Raw genomic sequence first — 22,386 nt, 5'->3', positions numbered from 1 at the left:
CTGCCAACGGGCCGTGCTTCGTCTGATGCACGGCTTTGTTTTTTCGCATTCCCGGTGAACCATGGCAGGCAGAATTCCCCAATCCTTCATTGACGATCTGTTGGCCCGCACCGACATTGTCGACCTGATCGATCAGCGGGTAAAACTCAAGAAAGCCGGTAAGAATTACCAGGCCTGCTGCCCCTTTCATAACGAAAAAAGTCCCTCTTTTACCGTCAGCCCCGATAAGCAGTTCTACCATTGTTTTGGCTGTGGCGCCCACGGCACCGCGCTCGGCTTCCTGATGGAATACGATGGCCTGGAGTTTCTCGACGCCATCGATGAACTGGCCGCCCTCCATGGCGTGACCGTGCCCCGCGAAAGCAGTGGTGGCTCCTCCCCCGAGCAACAGGCGGCGGCCAAGGCAGTACGCCAGGATCTTTATGGCCAGTTGAACGACATCAGTCGTTTCTACCAGACTCAGCTCAAACAGTCCCAGACCGCCATCGACTATCTGAAAGGCCGTGGCCTGAGCGGCGAGGTAGTCAAGCAGTTCGCCATCGGTTATGTGCCGGATCAGTGGGACAGCGTCAAGCGCCAGTTCGCCCGCAATAGGGAGGCGGAACGGCAATTGATCGAAGGCGGCATGCTGCTGCAAAACGACAATGGCCGGGTTTACGATCGCTTCCGCGACCGCATCATGTTTCCCATCCGCGACCGACGTGGCCGGGTGATCGGCTTCGGCGGCCGGGTACTGGGCCAGGGGACACCCAAATACCTGAACTCGCCGGAAACCCCGGTGTTCCACAAGGGACGGGAGCTGTACGGCCTGTATGAAGTCCGCCAGGCCCACCGCAATCCGGAGCGGATCCTGGTGGTGGAAGGCTACATGGACGTGGTGGCCCTGGCCCAGTTCGGCATCGACTATGCGGTGGCCAGCCTGGGGACCTCCACCACCCCCGAACACCTGCAGTTGCTGTTCCGCACCACTCGCGAGATCGTCTGCTGCTACGACGGGGACAGGGCCGGACGCGAAGCCGCCTGGCGGGCGCTGGAAAACGCCCTGCCGCTGATGCAGGATGGCCGCAGCCTGAAATTCGTGTTCCTGCCCGATGGCGAGGATCCGGATACCCTGGTGCGCAAGCTGGGCGCCGTGGCCTTCGAACAGATGCTGGATCAGGCCCAGGATTTCGGTGATTTCCTGTTCGAGCGTCTCGCTCAGAACACCATGGCGGGGGATGCGGGCCAGCGCGAGCTGGCGCACAAGGCGGCGGAGGCCATCAGCCGGGTGCCGGAAGGCTTTACCCGCGAGGGGTTGATCACCCGCCTTTCGCGCCAGTTGAACTGGGGTGAGAATGAGCGACGGGTCAAGGAGCTGTTCGATCGCCTGCAACAGGCCACCGCCGAGCCCGCCATCACGCCGAAGCGGGAATCGAAAAAGATAAAGCTGACCCCCCTTCGCCGAGCCATAGCGCTTGTGCTACAATATCCGGCTGCCGCGGCCAGACTGCCGGCCATGCCCGAGTTGGAAGAATTGCCGCTGCCGGGTATGGAGCTGTTGCTGGCGCTGCTGGCCCTGGTGCAACGCCAACCCGATATGACCACAGCCCAACTGCTGGAACACTGGCGCGGCCACGGCTCCGAGCCGGCGCTGGCGCGCCTGGCCATGGCGGAGGAGCTGTTTGCCGGTGAACATATCGAGCAGGAACTGCAGGATATTTTTGTAGTGCTGATCAACGAATTCCTGGCCAGGCGCATCGAAACGCTGCAACGGAAGATCGGAAGCCCCCAGGGGCTGACCCCGGCGGAAAAGCAGGAATTGCTGCTGCTATTGAGCGAAAGCAAGGGCAGCAACGGCTGAACATTGAAAAGCGGGCACACCGCCCCAAGATTGTAAAACAGGCCCGGTTCACGGGAAATGATGAAACCATTGAGCGCGGCAGCACTCTCACCGTAAAGAAGGCGAGGCGTGTTGGCAAGCACAGACCGGCATAGCGACGCTGGTCAAATTTTGTTATAATCGGCTACTTGCGCGCCATAAAAGAGTGCCTACATGCCTACACCCTCTTGCAACATCTAACCGGACGAGTTCTATGGAGCAAACCCCGCAGTCACAGCTTAAGCTTCTCGTTGCCAAAGGTAAAGAACAGGGTTACCTGACTTATGCCGAGGTGAACGATCATCTTCCCCAGGATATTGTCGACTCCGATCAGATCGAAGACATCATCCAGATGATCAACGACATGGGCATCCAGGTGGTGGAAAGTGCCCCCGATGCCGATGATTTGATGATGTCGGAAACCACCGCCGACGAAGACGCCGCCGAGGCCGCCGCTCAGGCACTGGCTTCTGTCGAGTCTGAAATTGGCCGCACCACGGATCCGGTGCGCATGTACATGCGCGAAATGGGCACGGTAGAGCTGCTGACCCGCGAAGGCGAAATCGATATCGCCAAGCGTATCGAAGACGGTATTAACCAGGTTCAGAGTTCGGTCGCCGAATACCCCGAGGCCATCACCTCCCTGCTCGACCAGTTCGATCGCTTCGAAGCCGGCGACATCAAACTGAGTGACATCATCTCCGGCTTTGTCGACCTGGATGAAGCCGACGGTCTCGCCCCCACCGCCACCCATATCGGCTCCGAACTGAGCGAAGAAGAACTGGATGACGAAGACGACGACGACGAAGACGAAGATGAAGACGAAGATGATTCCGACGGCGACACCGGCCCCGATCCTGAAGTAGCCCGCGAGAAGTTCGGTGAGCTGCGCACCCAGTACGAAAAAACCCGGACCACCATCCAGGCCCATGGCCGCACCTCGGACGCCGCCGCCGAGCAAATTACCACCCTGGCCGATGTATTCCGCCAGTTCCGCCTGGTGCCCAAGCAGTTCGACCGCCTGGTCAACAGCATGCGTGACATGATGGAACGGGTGCGGGTGCAGGAACGCATCATCATGAAGCTGTGCGTCGAGCAGAGCAAAATGCCGAAGAAGACCTTCGTGCAAGCTTTTGCCCACCACGAAAGCGAACAGGAATGGTTTAACAAACAGCTGGCCGCCGGCAAGGCCTGGTCGGTAAAAATGGAAGACGTTGCCGAAGATGTGCTCCGCTCCATCGGCAAGCTCAAGCTGGTAGAAGAAGAAACCGGCCTGACCATTTCGCAAATCAAGGACATCAACCGTCGCATGAGCATCGGTGAGGCCAAGGCCCGCCGTGCCAAGAAAGAGATGGTTGAAGCCAACCTGCGTCTGGTGATCTCCATCGCCAAGAAGTACACCAACCGCGGCCTGCAATTCCTGGATCTGATCCAGGAAGGCAACATCGGCCTGATGAAGGCGGTCGACAAGTTCGAATACCGCCGCGGCTACAAGTTTTCGACCTACGCCACCTGGTGGATCCGCCAGGCTATTACCCGCTCCATCGCGGATCAGGCCCGCACCATCCGCATCCCGGTGCACATGATCGAGACCATCAACAAGCTCAACCGGATTTCCCGCCAGATGCTGCAGGAAATGGGCCGCGAACCCACCCCGGAAGAGCTGGCCCATCGTATGGCCATGCCGGAAGACAAAATTCGCAAGGTGCTGAAGATCGCCAAGGAGCCCATCTCGATGGAGACCCCCATCGGCGATGACGAAGATTCGCATCTGGGCGACTTTATCGAGGACACCACCCTGTCCCTGCCGGCCGACTCCGCCACCAGCGAAAGCCTGCGCGCCGCCACCCGCGACGTGCTGTCCGGACTGACCGCACGGGAGGCCAAGGTACTGCGCATGCGTTTCGGTATCGACATGAACACCGACCACACCCTGGAAGAGGTGGGCAAGCAGTTCGACGTGACCCGCGAGCGTATCCGCCAGATCGAAGCCAAGGCCTTGCGCAAACTGCGCCATCCCAGCCGCTCCGAAGTGCTCCGCAGCTTCCTCGACGAGTAAGCCACCGGCAGTAAAAAGGGCGCTTCGGCGCCCTTTTCCATACCCGACTGCCGTCGCGTCAACCGCTTAAAAATCAAGCTGATATACACCCGCCGCGACTGGACAGCCAAGGCCGCTTTCCCTATAATCAGCACCACTTTTGGCCCCTTAGCTCAGTTGGTTAGAGCGCTCGACTCATAATCGATCGGTCGCTGGTTCAAGTCCAGCAGGGGCCACCAAACACCAAGGGTTAGCAGCTTAACAGCCGCTAACCCTTTTTTATTTGGGATACTGCTGGCAGGAGAAGCCGGAACAATGCCACCTGGCGTCAATCCGAGCTGCTCCACCGATTCAGGTTTCCACTCATGCCGCCGCCCTGCCGTTCAGCCCCGCAGCTGCAGCAGGCCGTGGGCCAGGCGCGTGGCCGGTACTTCCAGCCCCAGTTGTTCTGCCCGGCGCAGCACGGCGCCGCTGATGGCGTCCAGTTCAAGCTCCCGTCCCTTCTCCTTGTCCACCAGCATGGAAGTCTTGATGGCGTCGAAGTTGCGGATAAGCGCATACATCTCGTCCACGTCGGTCTTGCCCAGGGTCACGCCGTCGGCCGCAGCCACGGCGGCGGTTTCCTCCATCATCTGGTAGACGCTGCGGCCCAGTTGCGGATGGTGGCTGAGGCTGCGGGTATCCAGCCCGGACAGAGCGGACAGCGGGTTGACGCCGTTGTTGATGATAAGCTTGCGCCACAGTTCGCGGCGGATGTCCACCGCCACCCGGGCCGGGATGCCCGCCTGTTCGAAACACAGACGCAGTTGCTCCAGCCAGTCGGCCTGGGCCGGCCGTCGTTGCGGCCAGGAACCCATGATCACCTGGGCCGGACCGTCCGCCTGCACCAGGCCCGGCGCCACTATATGGCCGCCGATACGCACCGCCAGTCCCCCCAGGGTCCGCTTTTCTCCCACCACGGCGCTGATGAGGGGTTCGTTGTCCACCCCGTTCTGCAACGACAGTACCGGCACCTCGCTCCCGGCCAGCCAGTCCGCCAACGCCTCCATCAGGGGCCCGGTGGCCTGGGACTTCATCGCCAGCACGACCAGATCGAAATCGCCGCTGACGCAGCTCTCACGCAGGCCGGCGAGCTCCAGGGCCCGTACCGGTTGCATGAAGCGGAATTCCTGGTGCTCCACCCGAAGCCCCTGCCGTTGCATGGCGGCCAGGTGTTCCCCCCTGGCCGCCAGCACCACCTGATGGCCCGCCTGTTGCAGCCGGGCGCCGTAATAGCCGCCGATGCCGCCGGCACCGATGATCAGAAACCTCATGTCTTTCCTCCTCAGCCCAGGGTCACGTCATAGCCGGTGCACAACTTACTTGTCTTAGCCTCTTTCACACTATCTTCCCTTATCCATTAAAATGACTGAATATCAGTTATTTGAATAACAAAACCGCCCTTGCCAGGCGGAAGCTTCTGCTCTCGTCTCAACCTGGCTCGTCCCGATAACGCTGGAACTGTGGGCTCTCCTCGATGGTTTTGGCCAGACGGGCCGTGGCCTCGTTTGCCCGTTCGGCCACGAACAGGGTGGTGTCCGTCCTGGGCAAAGGGGGTAATCCCTCTTCCACCACAATCATGCCCGGCTCAAGGGTCTGGCGCGGGATTACCCCGACGCCGATACCTGCCCGCACCGCCGCCAGTACACCCGCCCGGCTCTGGCTGGTAAACGCGATACGGTAGGATCTCTCGGTGTTTTCCAACGCCTGGCAGGCCGACTCCCGGTGATAGCAGCCTTCGACAAACACCGCCAGCGGCAAGGGTTCCCGCCGGTGGGTCGCATGGGCCTCCGAGCACACCCAGACCAGTTCGTCGCGGCACAGCCGCAGGCCACCATCGGACAGCGCCGGTATCTCCACCAGGGCGATGTCCAGCTTGCCCTCCTGGACCAGGGAAGCCAGATAATGAGGCCGATGATCGCAGAGCACTTCCAGCCGGGCCTCCGGATAATTGAGCACAAAGGCTTCCAGCAGGGGAGTCAGGCTGCGGGTGGCGTATTGATCATGGGTACCGAAGCGGACCTTGCCCACCACCTCCGCATTCTGGAAAGCCCCCAGGATCCGGTCGTGCAGATTCAGCAGCTGATGGGCGTGCGTCCTGAGCTGCTCTCCCGCCGGGGTCAGCCTGACCCCGTACTGCCCCCGCTCCAGCAACTCGACCGCCACCAGCCCCTCCAGCCGGCGCAACTGCATGCTGACGGTGGATGGCGCCCGGTGCAGCCGCCCCGCCGCCGCGGTCAGGTTGAGGGTTTCCGCCACCACCGCAAAGGTGCGCAGCAGGGTAATGGGTAAATCGCGCATCGGCAGACTTCATCCTTATTGAAGACAGACCTCAATATTTATCGATTTACCGAACGCTGGCAAGGAGACAAGATGGCTCGCGGCCAATAAGCGCCGTTACCGGATCAGGGAGATCACCGCATGCGCATGGCCACCATTTTTGGAATGAACCAGGTTGTCAGCCACGGTTTCGGCATGTTCCTGTTTGCCGCCCTCGTGCCCATGATGCGGGATAGCATTGCGCTGACCCACTGGCATCTTGCTACCACCGGGGCCTTGACCCAGTTGGCCTACCTCGGTGGTGCCCTGTTACTGGGTCTGGTTGGCCATCGCCTGGGTACCGCCCGTCTGGCGCAGGTCACCGGCGGCATCACCACCCTGTTGCTGTTTACCATGTCGCAGCTACGGGAGCCGCAGCTGATCATCCTGACCCTTACCTGCCTGGCGGCCAGTGCGGCCATCAGCTGGGGCAGCATAGTGGAGATCGTCAGCCGCCATGCCAGGGCCGGACAACGTTCGGGCTGCCTGTCGACCATCTCCAGTGGCACCGCCTGGGGATACGGCCTCAACGGCCTGCTGATCCTGCTGGTGGTCCCGGCCCTGGGCTGGCAACGGGGCTGGCAACTGGCCGGGTTGATGGGCCTGCTGGTAATGGGGCTCACCTGGCATATGCTGTGGCGTTTAAACCGCCTGCCGGCAACGCAAAGCAACGGCCCGGTTCCTGCCATCCCGGCGGCCCGGCTGCTGGCAACCATCGGTGGAGAACGCACCGCCTTCTGTGCCTGCCTGATCTGCTTTCTGGTCGGTTTTACCACCATGCCGTTTTCCAACTGGCTCAACACCTATCTGGATCAACTGGGCCTGCCCGCCACCCTCGGTGGCTATACCTGGACCACGGTCGGGGTGACCGGCATGGTCGCCGGCCTGCTCACCGGCACGCTGGCCGACCGCAAGGGACCGGAGCTGGCACTGCTGGTGATCTTCGGCGGTTTTGCCCTGGGCTTGCTGGCATTCGTCCAGGATCCCGCCCGCTTCGCGCTGGTGGCCGGTTTCGGTTACGGCCTGATGTATTTTCCCATGTGGGGGATACTGGCCGGCTGGATTGGCCAGCGCTATTCATCGACCGCCACCATGCAGATCAGCGGCATCTGCATGGTCACTTTCGGCCTGGGCGGCACCCTGGGCAACCTGCTGGCCGGCTATCTGCGCGAGGCCACCGGCTCGCTGGACAGCGTCTACCTGGTACTCGCCTCGGCGTCGGTAACACTGGCTGCACTGGGGCTCTGGCTATATCGGGCCAGCCTTCGCCCCGATCCGGCCTGCCCGCTGGCCTGACAGCTCCGCCGGCCGCGGCCGGCGTCCCTCAGCCCAGGCTCACTTCATAGCCGGTGAACTTGCGCAGGTTGATCACCCCGCTGTCGAAGATCAGGTACTGGCCCTTGATGCCGAGCAGGGTCCCGGACACCACCGGGTTCTTGTCGAAGTTGTGGCTGGCGATTTTCTTTGGATACTCCAGCACCGGGTAGCTCAGCCCGACCACCGGCTCGTCCAGCACGGTGATGGCCTCTTCGCCATAGTTCAGCACCAATTCGGCCAGTTTGCCCTGGATTTCCGGCAACAGCCGGGCGGCCTCGGCCTTGAGATCGAGCGGTGCCTCGTCGCCCTTGAGCATGGCGCGCCAGTTGGTCTTGTCGGCCACCAGCTCGGCCAGCGCCACCTCCACCAGGCCAGAAAGCTGGCGGGTAGCCACCCGGAGGATGGGCAGCGCCTGGGTGGCCCCCTGATCGATCCAGCGGGTGGGCACCTGGCTGTGGCGAGTGATGCCCACCTTGAGGCCGGAGGTGTTCGCCAGGTAGACGATATGGGGCACCATGCAGTGGCTGTCGCCCCACTCGGGTTCGCGGCAGGTGCCTTCGAAATAATGGCAGGTCTCCGGCTTCATCACGCACATGTCGCAGCGGGCCAGCTTCTTCATGCAGGGAAAGCAGTGCCCCTGGGCAAAGCTCTTGCTGGTTTTGCGGCCGCAGGCGTCGCAGTAGATATTGCCGGTATGGCTGAGGGTCAGGGCCTGACCCAGCCAGGGGTTCAGTTCCACCCTGTGCTCTCCCAGGGCCAGTTGGTAGGCCACGGGCTCGGCCAGGCCGGCCGGCATCTTGACCAGGGTTCCGGTGATATTGCTCATGCTTCTTTATTATCGGTTGTGGGTTACCCGGCTACTTTAACAGCCGCCGCCGGCGAGCGCATCACGACACGACCAGGCTGGTCTTCTCTCATCCACCGCAAGGAAGATTCATATAGAGCCTACCGTTTAGTGATCAATATCACAAACCACTAATGTTAACGTTAACTTTAGTGATTAACATCACAACATCGGGAAGATAGGCCTTCAACACCCAAAAGTTAACGTTAACAATTTATGCATCTATCAAGGGATAAGGATGCTCAATCATGAATGCCGCCACCAAAAAATACTATGTGTTGCTCAGTGGTCTGCTGTTCTTCTTTTTCTTTACCTGGTCTTCGTCGTTCTCGCTGATCTCCATCTGGCTCAACCAGCAGGTGGGGCTGAAAGGCACCGAGACCGGCATTATTTTCTCGGCCATTTCGCTGGTCGCCCTCTGTGCCCAGCCGCTTTACGGCTTTGTGCAGGACAAGCTCGGCCTGCGCAAGAACCTGCTCTGGGTTATCGGCCTGCTGCTGTTGCTGACCGGGCCTTTCTTTATTTTTGTCTACGCCCGCTTGCTGGCCTACCATCTGCTGTTCGGTGCCCTGGTTGGCGGCCTCTTTATCGGTGCTACCTTTTTCGCCGGTATCGGCGCGCTGGAGTCCTATATTGAAAAGGTCAGCCGCATCGCCGGTTTCGAGTTTGGCCGGGCCCGGATGTGGGGCTCCCTGGGCTGGGCGGCGGCCACCTTCTGCGCCGGCTTCAACTTCAATATCAATCCCGACATCAACTTCTGGGTCGCCTCCGGCTCGGCGGTGATCTTCCTGCTGTTGCTTTCCCGGGTACAGGTCATCAAGGCCGACGCCATGGGACAGCTGGAATACGGCAAAACCGACCGGCTCGCCCTGGCCGACGCCCTCTCCCTGCTGCGGTTACCCCGTTTCTGGTCATTGGTGGTATTCGTGCTGGGGGTCAGCGTCTACGGGGTGTTCGATCAACAGTTCGCCGTCTACTTCGCCGCCCAGTTTCCGACCCAGCAGCAGGGTAACGAGATGTACGGCTTCCTCAATTCCCTGCAGGTTTTCCTGGAAGCGGGCGGCATGTTCCTGGCTCCCTTCCTGGTCAACCGCATCGGCGCCAAGAATGCCCTGCTGCTGAGCGGCGCCGTCATGGCCATCCGCATCCTCGGCTCGGGCCTGGTCGAAGGCGCCTGGCTGATTTCGGCGATGAAGCTGCTGCACGCAGTGGAACTGCCCATACTGCTGGTGGCCATGTTCAAGTACATTGCCGCCAACTTCGACCCGCGCCTGTCCGCCACCCTCTATCTGGTCGGTTTCCAGTTCGTCACCCAGATAAGCTCCAGCCTGCTGTCGCCCCTGGCCGGTTATGGCTATGACCGGCTCGGCTTTGCCGACACCTATCTGTTGATGGGGCTGGCGGTTTCCGGCTTCGTCCTGCTGTCCTGCCTGCTGCTGCGCGACGAGCGCGACACCACCCCTTCCCTACTGCAACCTGCCATGAAGTGAGTCGACCGATGAAAACCTTACTGATGCAAGCCCATCATGCCCTCGAATGCCTGCAGTCCCGGGTAACCCAGGATTACTATCCCCAGTTGCACCTGGCTCCGCCCGCCGGCTGGATGAACGACCCCAACGGCCTGATCTATTTCGACGGGGCCTACCATGTGTTCTATCAGCATCACCCCTATGACGAAAACTGGGGCCCCATGCACTGGGGCCATGCCCGCAGCACCGACCTGGTGCATTGGGAACACCTGCCCATCGCCCTGGCCCCGGGTGCCGACTACGACAGGGACGGCTGCTTCTCCGGCAGTGCCGTGGAGCATAACGGCGAGCTGTGCCTGCTCTACACCGGACATGTCTGGCTGGGCGACCCCGGGGATGACAGCCGGATCCGGGAGGTCCAGTGCCTGGCCACCAGCACCGACGGCGTGCATTTTACCAAGCAGGGGCCGGTGTTGGCCGCGCCCGAAGGCATCCAGCATTTCCGTGACCCCAAGGTGTGGAAGGAAGGAGACGACTGGATGATGGTGGTGGGCGCCCGCAGCGCCGACGACCTGGGCCAGGTGTTGCTGTACCGCTCGCCGGAGCTGCGCCACTGGACCCCGGAACCGGTGTTGGCCCTGGCCGAACCCGGCCAGGGCTACATGTGGGAATGCCCCGACTTCTTTCCCCTGGAGGATCGGCATCTGCTGCTGTTCTCCCCCCAGGGCCTGGCGGCCGACGGCTATCGTTTTCGCAATCGCTTTCAGAGCGGTTACCTCCTCGGCCGCTGGCAACCGGGCCAGGCCTTCGATATCGAGCAACCCTTCGTCGAACTGGATGCGGGCCATGACTTTTATGCGCCGCAAACCTTCACCGCCGCCGATGGCCGGCGGCTGCTGATCGGCTGGATGGACATGTGGGACTCCCCCATGCCCAGCAAGGAACATTACTGGGCCGGCGCCATGACCCTGCCCCGGGAGCTGTCGCTGGACGACCAGGGCAAGGTCAGGATGCAGCCGGCACGGGAGTTGGCCGCACTGCGCCGGCAGCACGAACACTGGACGCACCAGGTTCTGACCAATGAACGCAGGCCACTGGGGCTGGATGCCCACGTCCTGGAATTGCAGGTCACCCTGGACCTGTCGGCCAGCGCCGAACGCTTCGGCCTGGAGCTGGCCGCCACCACCGACGGCAGCAGGGCCGCCCTGTTGTATGTGGATGCCCAGGCCGGACGGCTGGTGCTGGATCGCAGCCGGGCCGGGCGCGGGGTGAGCGGCTGCCGCAGCGTGCCGCTGCCGGCGGGCCCGCTGCTGGACTTGCAGATCTTCATCGATCACTCCTCGCTCGAGGTGTTCGTCAACCGGGGGGAAGCCTGCCTCACCAGTCGCATCTATCCCCTGCCCGGTGAGCGCACCGTCAACCTGTTTGCGGAAAACGGCAGCGCCGAAACGGTGGCCATTCATGCCTGGCGGCTCGGCAGCATCTGGCGGTGAGCCAGGGTGGCGGGGCCTGAGCCCCGTCAGAGCGACGCTCTGGCCAGCAGGGGGCAGGCGATCTTCACCCGATGATGGTGTGTCCGCCGCTCGATAAGGTGCAAGGCCGCTTGCCGGCCTATCTCGTCATGGGGTAGCTGCACCGTGCTCAACGCCGGCAGGAACAGCTCGCCGATGCCCACCATGTTGTCGTAGCCCAGCACCGCCACGTCCTGGGGGATACGCAGACCCAGCGCCAGCAGCACCTGGTAGGCCACGAAGGCAACGCGATCGTTGCCACACACCAGCACATCGAACCCGGGCCTGCCGTTTTGGATATGCCGTTCGATAATGGTGCGCACATCCAGGTAATGCTCGTCTCCCAGCTCCAGGTGGTATTGCCACAATTGCTCCGGCATCAGCCCCGCCTGCCGCCAGGCCTGCTCCAGACCGGCCCGTCGCAACGGCGCGGCCGGCACCGCCTCCGGCAGATGGATGCAGAGCGGACGGCGGTAACCCCGTGCAAGCAGGTGCTGCATGGCATCATGCTGACCCTGCTCGTCATCGGGAACATAACTCGCGACCGCCGACTCCCGGGTAAAGCAGTTGGCCAGCACCAGGGGCTGGTCGCGCAACTTTGGCGGTATCCTCACCTCGCGCAGCCCCATGGTGGTAAAGATCACCCCGGCCGGCCGATGCGCCAGCAACAGATCGACCGTTTGCTCGGCACTGTCGTCATCAAACAGGTTGACCACCAGGCTGTTCCAGCCGTGCTCCCGGGCGGTTTTCTCGATGGACAGGATGAGATCGACCGAAAACGGGGTGGTGGCGGTATCCAGCGCCAGCACTCCCAGGGTGGCAGGACCCGCCTTGTCGCCCCGGATCCTGCGCGCCGACAGATCCGGCACATAATTCAGGGCATCGATGGCCTGCTTGACCTTGCCGTAGGTTTCGGGACTCAGTTTACCCGGGCTATTGATCGCCCGGGATACCGTCATCAGGGACACGCCCGCCAATTTGGCGACATCTTTTAAAGAAGCCATACTCCATACAGAATTCAGCCATCGGGAGCCGCATGTTCCCACAAGTCGCTGCCCGGCTCCAGCGATGGCCCGATGATCGGCAATCCTTACGGTGGGAGTTACCATGACAGCACAATGCCACTATCCCCGTCTGACCCATATCGCCCTGCATGTGCGGGATATCGAGGCCTGCATCCGCTTTTATTGCGGCTTCTGCGGCATGGTGGAAACTCACCGGCGCGAGAGCGACCACCAGACCATTGTCTGGCTGGCCGAGCCGGAACGGGAGCAGGACTTCATCTTCGTGCTGATGAACGGCGGCGAAGACCTGCAACTGTCTCCCCACGACTATCGCCACTTCGGCTTCGCCCTGCCCAGCCGGGAGGCGGTAGACGCCCTCGCCGCCCGGGCCAGGGCCGCGGGCTGCCTGATCTGGCCACCCCGGGACGAGCCCTACCCGGTGGGCTACTACTGCGGGGTCAGGGATCCCAACGGCAACTACGTGGAGTTCAGCCACGGCCAGCCCCTGGGGCCGACCAGTTAGTTTCAAACACAACCTTCATCACGGAATGACGATGTTCTCCAAACCGGTGTGATATATCCATTTGACGACCACCCCATTCTGATCTTTGATTAGCCATTACGATTAACTTCTTGTTAACCAACAGCGAGAGCCGATCATGCTGGAGCGCGCCGCCAAACCACTGGTGAAGCTGGTTGAACGCTATCTTCCCGACCCTTACATCTTCGTACTGATCCTGAGTCTGGTGGTCTTTGGCTGTGCCATCCTGCTGGAAGGGAGTACTCCGCTCGAAATGATAGGATACTGGGGGGACGGTTTCTGGGGCCTGTTGACCTTCTCGATGCAGATGCTGCTGGTACTGGTCACCGGCTTTATGCTGGCCAGCACACCGCTGGTCAAACGCCTGCTGGCCGGCATCGCCCGCCTGGCCACCACCCCAGGCCAGGCCATACTGCTGGTCACCCTGGTGTCGCTGATGGCCAGTTGGATCAACTGGGGCTTTGGTCTGGTCGTAGGGGCGCTTTTTGCCAGAGCGCTGGCCCGGATCATCAAGGTGGACTACCGGCTGCTGATTGCCAGCGCCTACTCGGGCTTTATCGTCTGGCACGGTGGACTGGCCGGTTCGGTACCTCTGACCATCGCCACCCCCGGCCATTTTACCGAGGCCCAGATCGGTGTGATCGGCACCGGTGACACTATTTTTTCCTGGTTCAACCTGATTATCGTGGCACTGATGTTTATCACTGTCCCTCTGATCAACAGAGCCATGATGCCGAAAGAGCAGGACAGCGTGTATGTGGATCCGGCCCTGCTGCAGGATCCAGAACCCCATAAGGGTGAGAGCCTGCGCCCGGCCGACCACCTGGAAAACAGTCGTATACTGGCTTGGCTGGTCGGTATCGGCGGCCTGGCCTACCTGTTCCAGTATTTTATGTCGAGCAAGGGGCTCAATCTCAATATCGTCAACTTTCTGTTCCTGTTTCTCGCCATTCTCCTGCACGGCACCCCACGCCGCCTGCTCGACTGCCTGAATGAGGCGATCAAGGGCGGAGCCGGTATCGTTATCCAGTTTCCCTTCTATGCGGGCATTATGGCGGTCATGGTGCAGTCGGGGTTGGCCCAGAGCATTTCCGAAGGCTTCGTCGCCATCGCCACCGCCGGCACCCTGCCGTTCTGGAGTTTCCTCAGTGCGGGGGTGGTAAATATTTTCGTGCCTTCCGGTGGCGGTCAGTGGGCGGTGCAGGCACCGGTGATGCTGCCTGCGGCACAGGCCCTGGGCGCCGATATCCCGCGCGTCGCCATGGCGGTAGCCTGGGGGGATGCCTGGACCAACCTGCTGCAACCTTTCTGGGCGCTGCCAGCTCTCGCCATCGCCGGGCTCAAGGCCAAGGACATCATGGGCTACTGCCTGATCCAGTTGCTCATCACCGGGGTGATCATCGGACTGGGTTTACTGTTACTCTAATTACGGCTCGGAATAACCTCTGCCTCCTGCGGCGCCCTACCGTCGGTAACAAAGTCCACCACCCCCTCGGCAGTGATCTGCTGTACCAGCACCGGTTCACCCTGCTCATTGAAACGCACATGGCCGATGCCGGCCTTGTTCAGCAGCCGCTCGCCGCGGGCGGCGCCAACCGGAGGATGGGGGCTGATCTCCAGCCGCCGCCGGCGGGTGAACCAGTTGAGCGGTGAACGGGGCGCATACAGCCAGCGGTTGAGCCGATCCAGCACGTCCAGCAACCGGGGCGGAAATTCGTTCTTGATGCCGCTGCTGGTGATCTGCCAGATATGGGGATCGCCGCGTCGATGGCGCAGCCGGATATCGTACATGAAGGAGTAGTGCACGTCGCCGGACAGGATCACGTAGTTGGCCGGGGTGCGGACATGGCGGAAAATATTGAGGATGACGTTGGCGGTGCCCTGGTGCGCCATCCAGTTCTCCGCATCCACCAGCAGCGGCTTGTCGAACCAGGTGAAGATCTTCTGGATCACCTCGATCAGCTTGACCCCGAACACCGGTGTGGGCGAGACGATCACCACGGCGTCCTGGTGCATCAGCTCTCCCTGCAGCTCGGTCAGCGCCTCCCAGTCCATCAGCCCCGACGGGCTGCCGAAGTGGGACTCGGCCCGCCAGCGGCGGGTACGGGTGTCCAGCACCTGCAGCCTGGGGCGGATATCCAGGCTATAGTGCCAGCGTTCGAAGCTCAGCAGATGATCGATAAGGGCATCCTGTCGCTCGGCGTCCGGCCGCTCGCACCAGGCCTTGAGCAAGGCCAGGGGCTCGCCTTGGAAGGCATCCGGATCGTTGCCCCAACCCTGGCAGATGAAGTACCCCACCAAAGCGTTGCCGATGATACGCCGGGAAAAGGGATGGCCATAGGCGCTCTCTTCCCAGGCGGCGGTCAGGTTCCAGTCGTCGGTGACATCGTGATCGTCGAAGATCATCAGGGTCGGCAGATGCGCCAGCAACCGGCGCACGGCAGGCAGGCCCTCGACAAAAGCCACCAGTTGCTCCCGTTCCCCTTGATAGCGCTCCGCCAGTTCCCCTTCCAGCCCGGGCCGGGTCTCAGGCAATAAGCGCCAGGGTTCGGGCGACCAGACCAGTAGGTACATGGCCAGCACCTCGGCCAGGGTGATCAGGTGGTTGTCGGCGCTGCTGGTGGTAAAGATGGGCTTGCGCGCGCCCTCGAAAAAACGCTTGCGCAGCGGCAGATTGACCCTGCTGTCGGGCAGCAGCTCATGGCGCCGGTAGTAGTTTTGCCGGCTGGCGAACAGTTCGCCGCTGTCAGCTACCAAGGCGCCCGCCAGGGTTTCCGGGTAAAGCCCCAGCTCTTCTATCAACTGGTGGATGGCGGTGAGCATGGGGCCAGCCACGTCATCCGCATACACCTGATCCCCGCTCAGCATCAGCACCGCCGGCCGCTCCAACGGGTGTTCCCGGCATTGGCGCAACCAGGCGTCGGCGGCTACCAGGCCGTCTGGCGCCGCATGGTGCGGCTTGCGGCAGGAACCGTGCAAGATACCGTCCAGCCGGCTGCGCACCACCAGGCTGGGCAGGGCACCGGCTTCGTAGCCGAAATCCGGCACCCAGTCGGCCATGCCGCACCAGTCGCTTTCGCCCTCTCGCCGCCACTGCAGATCGTAGGGTATCAGGGTGTCCGTCGGCAGCGGCTGCTCCAGAGACAGGTCCAGCAACTGGATAAAGCAGCGCGTGCCCACCCGCAACTGTTGCTGCCGCTCGCCATCCAGGAATAAGGCCGCGCGCCCGTCCAGCAACAGCCGGAATTGCACCGGCTCACGGCTGGCCAGCCAGAATACCAACCGCTCGGTGCTCACCCGGCGCAATACCGGACCGGCGAGGATGATGGAAGCCATGTCATGCTCTGTTGATAACGCCATGGCCGCATCATAGCGGCATCGGCGAGCCGTTGAAAAGTCGGTATCGGCCGACAGGCATCGGCGCCTGCCGTTACCGGGAAAGCCTGTGGCCACGTTTTATTGAACATTTATGTATCAACACAAATGACACATTAAAAACAAAATGATAAAAATATGTAAACAGATAATAATGCAGCGAGATCAAGGATGAACCGACTTTCCATCAGGCAAAAAATACTGTTGCTGGCCCTGCTGCCTCTGGCCCTGCTGGCCGCCGTTAGCACCTGGGTCAATGTGGATCAGTCCCTGCGCCTCAAGGCGCTGAGTGGCGACAGCCTGCACCGCTCCCTGTTCGAGGCACGTAAGGATCAGTTGGCCAACTATATGGAGCTGGCCATCAGCGGCATGGCCCCCCTGCTGCAACGAGGCGATGTCGACATCGCCAAGGATCAGCTGCGCCGGCTACGCTTCGACCGGGGCACCGGTTACTTCTTCGTGTACGACCATGACGGCGTTCAAGTGGTCAGCGCCGACAACCCGGCCCGGGAAGGCAACAACTACCTCGATGCCACCAGCCCGGACGGGCGTCGCCTGGTGCAGGAATACGTGGCCCTGGGCCGCCAGGGCGGCGGCTATGTGGAATACAGCTGGCCCAAGCCCGATAGCCAGCAGGGCGCGCCCAAGCTGGCCTATATCGCCCCGGTGCCGGGCACCGACTGGCTACTGGGCACCGGCTTCTACATCGACGACCTGCAGGCCACGGTGGCCGGGCTGGAGCAGGAGCTGTCCCGCTCGGTGCGCCAGGGCCTGATCAATTCCGCCTTGTCCGCCACCCTGCTGCTGGCCCTCATCGCCGCCGTCGGCCTGGTGATGGCGCGAGGCATCCATGCCCCCATCCGCCAAGCGGTGTCCACCATGCAGGATATCGCCCAGGGAGAAGGTGATCTGACCCGCCGGCTCAATACCGATCATGGCCACGAGCTGGGTACCCTGGCCCGTTCCTTCAACCAGTTTGCCGGCCAGATCAGCGAACTGGTGCAGAGCACCCGCCAGTCGGCGGACACCCTGCAGCAGGCCAGCACCGAACTGCAGCGCTTTATGGACGAGACCGAAACCGGTATCGGCCACCAGCACCACGAGAGCGACCAGCTCGCCACTGCCATGAACCAGATGTCGGCCACCGCCCAGGAAGTGGCGGCCAGCGCCGCCCGCGCAGCCGACGCGGCCCAACAGGCGGAAGCCCAGGTCACTGATGCCCAGCGGCTGCTGCAGGGGGCCATCACGGTGATCGACGGCCTGGAGCACCAGGTGGCCGGTGGAGTGGACATCATCCAGCGGTTAGGGCAGGAATCGGAGCAGATAGGTTCGGTGCTGGACGTGATCCGCGGTATCGCCGAACAGACCAACCTGCTGGCGCTCAACGCCGCCATCGAAGCGGCCCGGGCGGGGGAGCAGGGCCGTGGCTTCGCGGTGGTGGCGGACGAGGTGCGCACCCTGGCCGGCCGCACCCAGAGCAGCACCGAAGAGATTCACAACATGATCACCCGGCTGCAGCAGGGCGCCAAGGAGGCGGTGCAGGCCATAGAGAGCATCCGCGAGCGCAGCAGCCATACGGTGACCGAGGCCCGACGCATCGACACCGCCCTGCTCGACATCGGCACGGCGGTGAACACCATCAACACCATGAACGCCCAGATCGCCAGCGCCGCCGAGGAGCAGACCCAGGTGTCGGAAAGCATCAACAGCAACGTGCACCAGATAGTGGCCATCGCCGAGCAGACCAACACCGGCTCCCAGGCGGCCGGCCGGATCAGCCGTCAGGTGGGTGAACTGGCCACCCGTCTGCAATCGCTGGTGGGACGCTACCGTACTTCCTGACGGCGCCGCAGGTAACCGGCCAGTTGCACGCCGATGAAGGTCAGCACGAAGCCCAGAATGGCCAGGCTGGTCAGCTGGGCGCTTACCCGGGGCCAGTCGTGGCGGGCCAGCAGCCCCAGTTGCAGCAACGCCAGGGGCAGGTACAGCAACCGGTGGTAATGGCACTGTATCTTCAGCAGCGCCGGGGCTATCACCGGCGCGTGGCCGAACACCATGGCCATCACGAAGCCCAGCATGACCCCGTGCAGCGCCATGTCGCCCCCTCCCCCCAGCCACAGCAGGCCGCTCAGGCCCAGCCAGCCATAGCCCGCCAGCAGGCAGGCGGCCACATAGCGGGGCAGGCCGCGGCCGCGGATGGTCTTGCGGGCGATGTCGAAGCGCAGCAGCCAGAGCGCCAGCCCCACCAGGGCCGCCCCCAGCCAGAAATGGCCGAACGGCAGCCAGGGCGCGGCCAGCAGCCCCATTGCCAGTCCCATAAAGACCCGTTTGGCCCACATCGGCTTGGGCAGCAACCGGGACAGCTCCAGCCGCTCGGCGGCGATGGTGAGCACCAGGAATACCAGCCAGGCCCGCTCGGTGGGCGCGCCGACGGCACCCTGCCGCCACCAGTACAGGTTGGCCAGCAGCAGGGCTCCGCAGGCCAGCACCAGCAGCAGGGTGAAATCCTGGGGCTGACGCCGCCACAGCTGCCAGGACAATATCGTCATCCCCGCCGCCAGCAGGCCGTACAGGGGCGGAGCCAGTTCCGGCCGCCACCACAGGCTGGCACTGGCCAGGATGCCGGTGGCGGGCACCAGCCAGGCCCAGCCCCGACCGTGGGCCACGCAGCGCTCGGCGCTTATCAGGGTGGCGAAGAAGCCGTTGACCATAAGGGCGCCGTGGTAGATAAGTCCGGTATGGGTCAGCGGCAGCCAGTCGGCCCCCAGGCGCCAGGCGCCGCCGGCCACCCCCAGCAGTAACAGTACTATCATCGGCAGCAGTAATATCGGCATGCATTCTCCTCCTCGGTGAGCGGCCATGATGGCAGCCCGCGATTGGAGCCGCCTTGCGCCGGCGCAATAAATCCGCCACCGGGAATCGGTGGCGCCACCGCCCGGGCTTCTTTACTATGATGGCAGTGTCTCATCAGGAACCGTCTCGCCATGCGCGAAAAACTGGAACAACGCTCCTTTCTGTTCATGCTGCTGCTGGTCAGCCTGCTGTTCGGACTGGTGCTCAGGCCCTTCTGGGGCGCCATCTTCTGGGCCTGCGCCATCGGCGTCATCTTCTATCCGCTGCAGCAGCGCATCCTGCACCTGATCGGCCCCAAACCCAACAGGGCCGCCCTGCTCACCCTGCTGATCTGCGTGGTGATAGTGGTGCTACCGGTGCTACTGATCGCCCTCTCCTTCGTACAGGAGGGCGTGAGTCTCTACCAGAGCATCGACCAGGGCGAAATCAACCCGGCCCGGATGCTGGAGCAGATCCGCAGCGCCTTTCCACTGCTGCCCGAGCTGCTGGAACGAATCGGCATCGACATGGACAACCTGCGCCAGCGGCTGTCGGAAGCGGCGGTAGCCGGCAGCCGGCTGCTGGCGGAAAAAGCCATCAGCGCCGGCCAGAGTACCTTCTTCTTTATCATCAACGTGGCGCTGATGCTCTACCTTACCTTCTTCCTGTTGCGCGACGGCCACCAGTTGACCGAACTGCTGATCAAGGCCCTGCCCCTGGGGGACGAACGCGAACGCAAGTTGTTCGCCAAGTTCTCGGAAGTGACCCGGGCCACGGTGAAGGGCAATATCCTGGTGGCCATGGTACAGGGCGGCCTGGGGGGCTTTATCTTCTGGGCGCTGAGCATTCCCGGTCCACTGCTGTGGGGGGTGGTGATGGCTTTCCTGTCGCTGATCCCGGCGGTGGGCGCCAGCCTGGTATGGTTGCCGGTGGCGATTTACCTCTACGCCACCGGCGCCTGGATAGCGGCCACCGTGCTGGCGGCCTTCGGCGCCCTGGTGATAGGCCTGGCGGACAACGTGCTGAGGCCCATCCTGGTGGGCCGGGACACCAAGCTGCCCGACTACATGGTGCTGTTCTCCACCCTGGGCGGCATCAGCCTGATGGGCATCAACGGCTTCGTGATAGGCCCCCTGGTGGCGGCCCTGTTCCTGGTGCTGTGGGATATCTTTATGCGGGAGTTCAACGGCCACCCGCTCTGAGCCTCTTCATGCCCACCCCAGCCGGGCCCGCAGGGTCGGACTCATCCGCTCCGGCCCCCAGGCCGGCTGCCATACCAGCTCGACCTCGGCCCGTTGCCCATCCTGGCACAGGGTTTTGATCTCTGCTTCCACCTGCTGGCGGATCCAGTCGCCCATAGGGCAGGAAGGTGAGGTCATGGTCATGACCACCGCCAGCCGCTGAGCGGTGATCTCGATACCATAAACCAGCCCCAGTTCGATGATGTTCTCACCCACCTCAGGATCCAGTACCCGGCAAAGGGCATCCCGTACTTGCTGTTCGGTCACCATGAACCACCTCGTTAATATGCATCATAAAAGCCGATTATGGGCGGCCGCCCCGGAGAACACAAGGGGCCCGGCTGGCGGCCGTACGAGAGCATCAGCTTCTGCTTGAGGGAGATATTTATCGGCGGACGATCGCGCCAGCAGAGGGCTAAATCATCGCGGCGGCCGGTCTATTTTTGCTATGCTGGTCACCGTTTTCACGGAGACGCACCCATGACCTATTTCGTCGATACCCATAGCCATACGGTGGCCAGCACCCACGCCTACAGTACGCTACACGACTACCTGCCCATCGCCCGCGCCCGCGGCATCAAGCTGTTCGCCCTCACCGATCACGGCCCGGACATGGCCGACGCCCCCCACTACTGGCACTTCGTCAATATGCGGGTGCTGCCCCGGGTGGTGGACGGAGTAGGCATACTGCGCGGCATCGAGGCCAACATCAAGAACGAGGCGGGAGAGATCGACTTTCCCGAGCGCTACTTCGACTGCCTGGACCTGGTGGTGGCCGGCTTCCACGAGCCGGTGTTCCCGCCGGCGGACCCGGCCCGCCATACCACCGCCATGATCAATGCCATCAAGAGCGGCAAGGTGGACATCATCAGCCATCCGGGCAACCCGGCCTACCCCATCGACATCACCGCGGTGGTGGCGGCGGCGGCCGAGTACGACGTGGCGCTGGAGATCAACAACTCTTCGTTCAACCACTCGCGCCGGGGCAGCGAGGACAACTGCCGGGCCATAGTGGCGGCGGCACGGGATCTGGGCGCCTGGCTCACCTTCGGCTCCGACTCCCACGTGGCCTTCACCCTGGGTCAGTTCGAGCACTGCCACCGGCTGGTGACCGAACTGGAGTTTCCCCGGGAGCGGATACTGGCGACGGATCCGGACAAGCTGCTGGGTTTTCTGGAGCGGCGGGGCCATCCGCGTATCGCGGAGTTTGATGAGCTGCGTTGAAAACGGCAGAGGCAGGCCACAGGGCCTGTCTCTGCTTACTGACAAAGTGATTGTCATAACTGAAGAAGTCGGCCAAAGGACCAACTCCGCCGACACGCCGTAAATCCATCCATGGAGGCTCCGCCGCGCCATCCCTGGCGCGGAGGGTCGGCAAAGCTGCTCCCTTTGTCCTCCCTATCGCCCCGCTGTCGCCTGCTGGCCCCCCCCTCAAACGGCGTCGGGGCTTAAAAGGGACTCAGCCCAGTTCCAGGGTCAGCTGGACGGACTCGTCGAAGAAGTATTCGTCACAGTTGTTGCCGGGGCCACTGCGATCCACCACCAGGAATTCGTCGTCGTCGCGCAGCGCCAGTATCGGGTGGTGCCAGACGCCGCGATGGTAGTTCACACCCTGGCGACCGGTGGCGCGGAAGGCGCGCACTTCGGCCGGATCCACGGTATCGGTGCCCGGCGGCGCCACCACCAGCAGAAACTCATGGCCGAACAACGGGATAAAGGACTGGGAGCCGAAGGGATGGCGTTCCAGCATCTTGACCGACAACGGATAGTCCAGGGTCTTGGCCCGGAAGATACTGATGATACCCTGGCCCTGTTCGTCCAGCTGCACTTCGCCCACCTGGTGGTAGCGGCGGGTAGAGCCGTTGTTAATCATGAAGTAATCGCGGCCTTCGGACTCGATCACGTCGCCGAAGGGCGCGAAGGCTTCCCTGGTCAGTGGCTCTATCTTGAGGGTCTTGATCATCTCGGTCTCCGAAACGGATAAAAAACGGGGTGCCG

The 22,386-nt window shown here is 62.6% G+C and carries 18 protein-coding genes and 1 tRNA gene; 11 read left to right on the top strand and 8 right to left on the bottom strand.

Features of this window, described 5'->3' with window-relative positions; genetic code table 11:
* Positions 1 to 61 precede the first annotated feature (61 nt).
* From dnaG to ACEVBK_RS02000, 3 genes are all read left to right on the top strand, one after another.
* Positions 62 to 1,840: a DNA primase gene (gene dnaG / locus ACEVBK_RS02010; RefSeq protein WP_375056953.1), complete on the top strand. Its 1,779-nt coding sequence runs from the start codon at positions 62 to 64 to the stop codon at positions 1,838 to 1,840.
* A 232-nt stretch (positions 1,841 to 2,072) separates the two neighbouring features.
* Complete coding sequence (gene rpoD, locus ACEVBK_RS02005; RefSeq protein ID WP_375056952.1) at positions 2,073 to 3,917, top strand: RNA polymerase sigma factor RpoD; 1,845 nt, start codon at positions 2,073 to 2,075, stop codon at positions 3,915 to 3,917.
* Between the two features lie 141 nt (positions 3,918 to 4,058).
* A tRNA-Ile gene (locus ACEVBK_RS02000) sits at positions 4,059 to 4,135 on the top strand.
* Positions 4,136 to 4,279: 144 nt separating this feature from the next.
* On the opposite strand, the gene ACEVBK_RS01995 is transcribed toward ACEVBK_RS02000, so the two are convergent.
* Together ACEVBK_RS01995 and ACEVBK_RS01990 are read right to left on the bottom strand one after the other, a co-directional pair.
* Complete coding sequence (locus ACEVBK_RS01995) at positions 4,280 to 5,209, bottom strand: ketopantoate reductase family protein (protein WP_375056951.1); 930 nt, start codon at positions 5,207 to 5,209, stop codon at positions 4,280 to 4,282.
* Positions 5,210 to 5,366: 157 nt separating this feature from the next.
* Positions 5,367 to 6,236 carry a LysR family transcriptional regulator gene (locus tag ACEVBK_RS01990; protein WP_375056950.1) on the bottom strand — a complete coding sequence of 290 codons (870 nt, stop codon included), beginning with the start codon at positions 6,234 to 6,236 and terminating at the stop codon, positions 5,367 to 5,369.
* A 120-nt stretch (positions 6,237 to 6,356) separates the two neighbouring features.
* On the opposite strand from ACEVBK_RS01990, the gene ACEVBK_RS01985 reads away from it, so the two are divergent.
* Complete coding sequence (locus tag ACEVBK_RS01985) at positions 6,357 to 7,550, top strand: MFS transporter (RefSeq protein WP_375056949.1); 1,194 nt, start codon at positions 6,357 to 6,359, stop codon at positions 7,548 to 7,550.
* Positions 7,551 to 7,578: 28 nt separating this feature from the next.
* On the opposite strand, the gene ACEVBK_RS01980 is transcribed toward ACEVBK_RS01985, so the two are convergent.
* Positions 7,579 to 8,397, bottom strand: coding sequence for a DUF2797 domain-containing protein (locus ACEVBK_RS01980; protein ID WP_375056948.1), 819 nt, complete (start codon positions 8,395 to 8,397; stop codon positions 7,579 to 7,581).
* Between the two features lie 266 nt (positions 8,398 to 8,663).
* On the opposite strand from ACEVBK_RS01980, the gene ACEVBK_RS01975 reads away from it, so the two are divergent.
* On the top strand, positions 8,664 to 9,905 hold the full coding sequence (locus tag ACEVBK_RS01975; RefSeq protein ID WP_375056947.1) for an MFS transporter: 1,242 nt from the start codon (positions 8,664 to 8,666) through the stop codon (positions 9,903 to 9,905).
* A gap of 8 nt (positions 9,906 to 9,913) precedes the next feature.
* Positions 9,914 to 11,377, top strand: coding sequence for a glycoside hydrolase family 32 protein (locus ACEVBK_RS01970; protein WP_375056946.1), 1,464 nt, complete (start codon positions 9,914 to 9,916; stop codon positions 11,375 to 11,377).
* Between the two features lie 26 nt (positions 11,378 to 11,403).
* On the opposite strand, the gene ACEVBK_RS01965 is transcribed toward ACEVBK_RS01970, so the two are convergent.
* Positions 11,404 to 12,399 (bottom strand): LacI family DNA-binding transcriptional regulator, encoded by a 996-nt coding sequence (locus tag ACEVBK_RS01965; protein WP_375056945.1) that lies wholly within the window; start codon positions 12,397 to 12,399, stop codon positions 11,404 to 11,406.
* 103 nt (positions 12,400 to 12,502) lie between these two features.
* On the opposite strand from ACEVBK_RS01965, the gene ACEVBK_RS01960 reads away from it, so the two are divergent.
* Positions 12,503 to 12,922, top strand: a complete 420-nt coding sequence (locus ACEVBK_RS01960) for a VOC family protein (RefSeq protein WP_375056944.1) — start codon at positions 12,503 to 12,505, stop codon at positions 12,920 to 12,922.
* Between the two features lie 136 nt (positions 12,923 to 13,058).
* On the top strand, positions 13,059 to 14,366 hold the full coding sequence (locus tag ACEVBK_RS01955; RefSeq protein ID WP_375056943.1) for a short-chain fatty acid transporter: 1,308 nt from the start codon (positions 13,059 to 13,061) through the stop codon (positions 14,364 to 14,366).
* On the opposite strand, the gene ACEVBK_RS01950 is transcribed toward ACEVBK_RS01955, so the two are convergent.
* Positions 14,363 to 16,300 carry an alkaline phosphatase D family protein gene (locus tag ACEVBK_RS01950; protein WP_375056942.1) on the bottom strand — a complete coding sequence of 646 codons (1,938 nt, stop codon included), beginning with the start codon at positions 16,298 to 16,300 and terminating at the stop codon, positions 14,363 to 14,365. The two genes, ACEVBK_RS01955 and ACEVBK_RS01950, sit on opposite strands and share 4 nt — an antisense overlap.
* A gap of 186 nt (positions 16,301 to 16,486) precedes the next feature.
* Here ACEVBK_RS01950 and ACEVBK_RS01945 point away from each other — a divergent pair, with 186 nt between their 5' ends.
* Positions 16,487 to 18,157: a methyl-accepting chemotaxis protein gene (locus ACEVBK_RS01945; RefSeq protein ID WP_375056941.1), complete on the top strand. Its 1,671-nt coding sequence runs from the start codon at positions 16,487 to 16,489 to the stop codon at positions 18,155 to 18,157.
* On the opposite strand, the gene ACEVBK_RS01940 is transcribed toward ACEVBK_RS01945, so the two are convergent.
* Positions 18,142 to 19,149, bottom strand: a complete 1,008-nt coding sequence (locus tag ACEVBK_RS01940; RefSeq protein ID WP_375056940.1) for a hypothetical protein — start codon at positions 19,147 to 19,149, stop codon at positions 18,142 to 18,144. The genes ACEVBK_RS01945 and ACEVBK_RS01940 overlap by 16 nt on opposite strands.
* A gap of 150 nt (positions 19,150 to 19,299) precedes the next feature.
* On the opposite strand from ACEVBK_RS01940, the gene ACEVBK_RS01935 reads away from it, so the two are divergent.
* The gene (locus tag ACEVBK_RS01935; RefSeq protein ID WP_375056939.1) at positions 19,300 to 20,349 is read left to right on the top strand and encodes an AI-2E family transporter; all 1,050 of its coding nucleotides are present in this window, start codon (positions 19,300 to 19,302) and stop codon (positions 20,347 to 20,349) included.
* Between the two features lie 6 nt (positions 20,350 to 20,355).
* Here the strand turns inward: ACEVBK_RS01935 and ACEVBK_RS01930 are convergent, their stop codons facing one another.
* Complete coding sequence (locus tag ACEVBK_RS01930; protein WP_375056938.1) at positions 20,356 to 20,658, bottom strand: metal-sulfur cluster assembly factor; 303 nt, start codon at positions 20,656 to 20,658, stop codon at positions 20,356 to 20,358.
* A gap of 210 nt (positions 20,659 to 20,868) precedes the next feature.
* Between ACEVBK_RS01930 and ACEVBK_RS01925 the strand changes: the two genes are divergently transcribed.
* Positions 20,869 to 21,612, top strand: coding sequence for a phosphatase (locus tag ACEVBK_RS01925; RefSeq protein WP_375056937.1), 744 nt, complete (start codon positions 20,869 to 20,871; stop codon positions 21,610 to 21,612).
* A gap of 235 nt (positions 21,613 to 21,847) precedes the next feature.
* Here ACEVBK_RS01925 and ACEVBK_RS01920 read toward each other — a convergent pair whose 3' ends face one another.
* On the bottom strand, positions 21,848 to 22,348 hold the full coding sequence (locus tag ACEVBK_RS01920; protein WP_375058495.1) for an ureidoglycolate lyase: 501 nt from the start codon (positions 22,346 to 22,348) through the stop codon (positions 21,848 to 21,850).
* Positions 22,349 to 22,386: the final 38 nt, after the last annotated feature.

The sequence above is a fragment of the Zobellella sp. DQSA1 genome (assembly GCF_041950555.1).
GTDB lineage: Bacteria > Pseudomonadota > Gammaproteobacteria > Enterobacterales > Aeromonadaceae > Oceanimonas.
The sequence above is the reverse complement of the archived record's forward strand: the minus strand, read 5'-3'. Positions and strand labels throughout refer to the sequence as shown.

Coding starts and splice junctions, on each gene's coding strand:
- ACEVBK_RS01955 (WP_375056943.1), top strand. CDS start 13,059: ATGCTGGAGCGCGCCGCCAAACCACTGGTGAAGCTGGTTGAACGCTAT.
- ACEVBK_RS01945 (WP_375056941.1), top strand. CDS start 16,487: ATGAACCGACTTTCCATCAGGCAAAAAATACTGTTGCTGGCCCTGCTG.
- ACEVBK_RS01965 (WP_375056945.1), bottom strand. CDS start 12,399: ATGGCTTCTTTAAAAGATGTCGCCAAATTGGCGGGCGTGTCCCTGATG.
- ACEVBK_RS01960 (WP_375056944.1), top strand. CDS start 12,503: ATGACAGCACAATGCCACTATCCCCGTCTGACCCATATCGCCCTGCAT.
- ACEVBK_RS01930 (WP_375056938.1), bottom strand. CDS start 20,658: ATGGTGACCGAACAGCAAGTACGGGATGCCCTTTGCCGGGTACTGGAT.
- rpoD (WP_375056952.1), top strand. CDS start 2,073: ATGGAGCAAACCCCGCAGTCACAGCTTAAGCTTCTCGTTGCCAAAGGT.
- ACEVBK_RS01950 (WP_375056942.1), bottom strand. CDS start 16,300: ATGGCGTTATCAACAGAGCATGACATGGCTTCCATCATCCTCGCCGGT.
- ACEVBK_RS01985 (WP_375056949.1), top strand. CDS start 6,357: ATGCGCATGGCCACCATTTTTGGAATGAACCAGGTTGTCAGCCACGGT.
- ACEVBK_RS01925 (WP_375056937.1), top strand. CDS start 20,869: ATGACCTATTTCGTCGATACCCATAGCCATACGGTGGCCAGCACCCAC.
- ACEVBK_RS01995 (WP_375056951.1), bottom strand. CDS start 5,209: ATGAGGTTTCTGATCATCGGTGCCGGCGGCATCGGCGGCTATTACGGC.
- ACEVBK_RS01940 (WP_375056940.1), bottom strand. CDS start 19,149: ATGCCGATATTACTGCTGCCGATGATAGTACTGTTACTGCTGGGGGTG.
- ACEVBK_RS01935 (WP_375056939.1), top strand. CDS start 19,300: ATGCGCGAAAAACTGGAACAACGCTCCTTTCTGTTCATGCTGCTGCTG.
- ACEVBK_RS01990 (WP_375056950.1), bottom strand. CDS start 6,236: ATGCGCGATTTACCCATTACCCTGCTGCGCACCTTTGCGGTGGTGGCG.
- ACEVBK_RS01970 (WP_375056946.1), top strand. CDS start 9,914: ATGAAAACCTTACTGATGCAAGCCCATCATGCCCTCGAATGCCTGCAG.
- ACEVBK_RS01980 (WP_375056948.1), bottom strand. CDS start 8,397: ATGAGCAATATCACCGGAACCCTGGTCAAGATGCCGGCCGGCCTGGCC.
- ACEVBK_RS01975 (WP_375056947.1), top strand. CDS start 8,664: ATGAATGCCGCCACCAAAAAATACTATGTGTTGCTCAGTGGTCTGCTG.
- dnaG (WP_375056953.1), top strand. CDS start 62: ATGGCAGGCAGAATTCCCCAATCCTTCATTGACGATCTGTTGGCCCGC.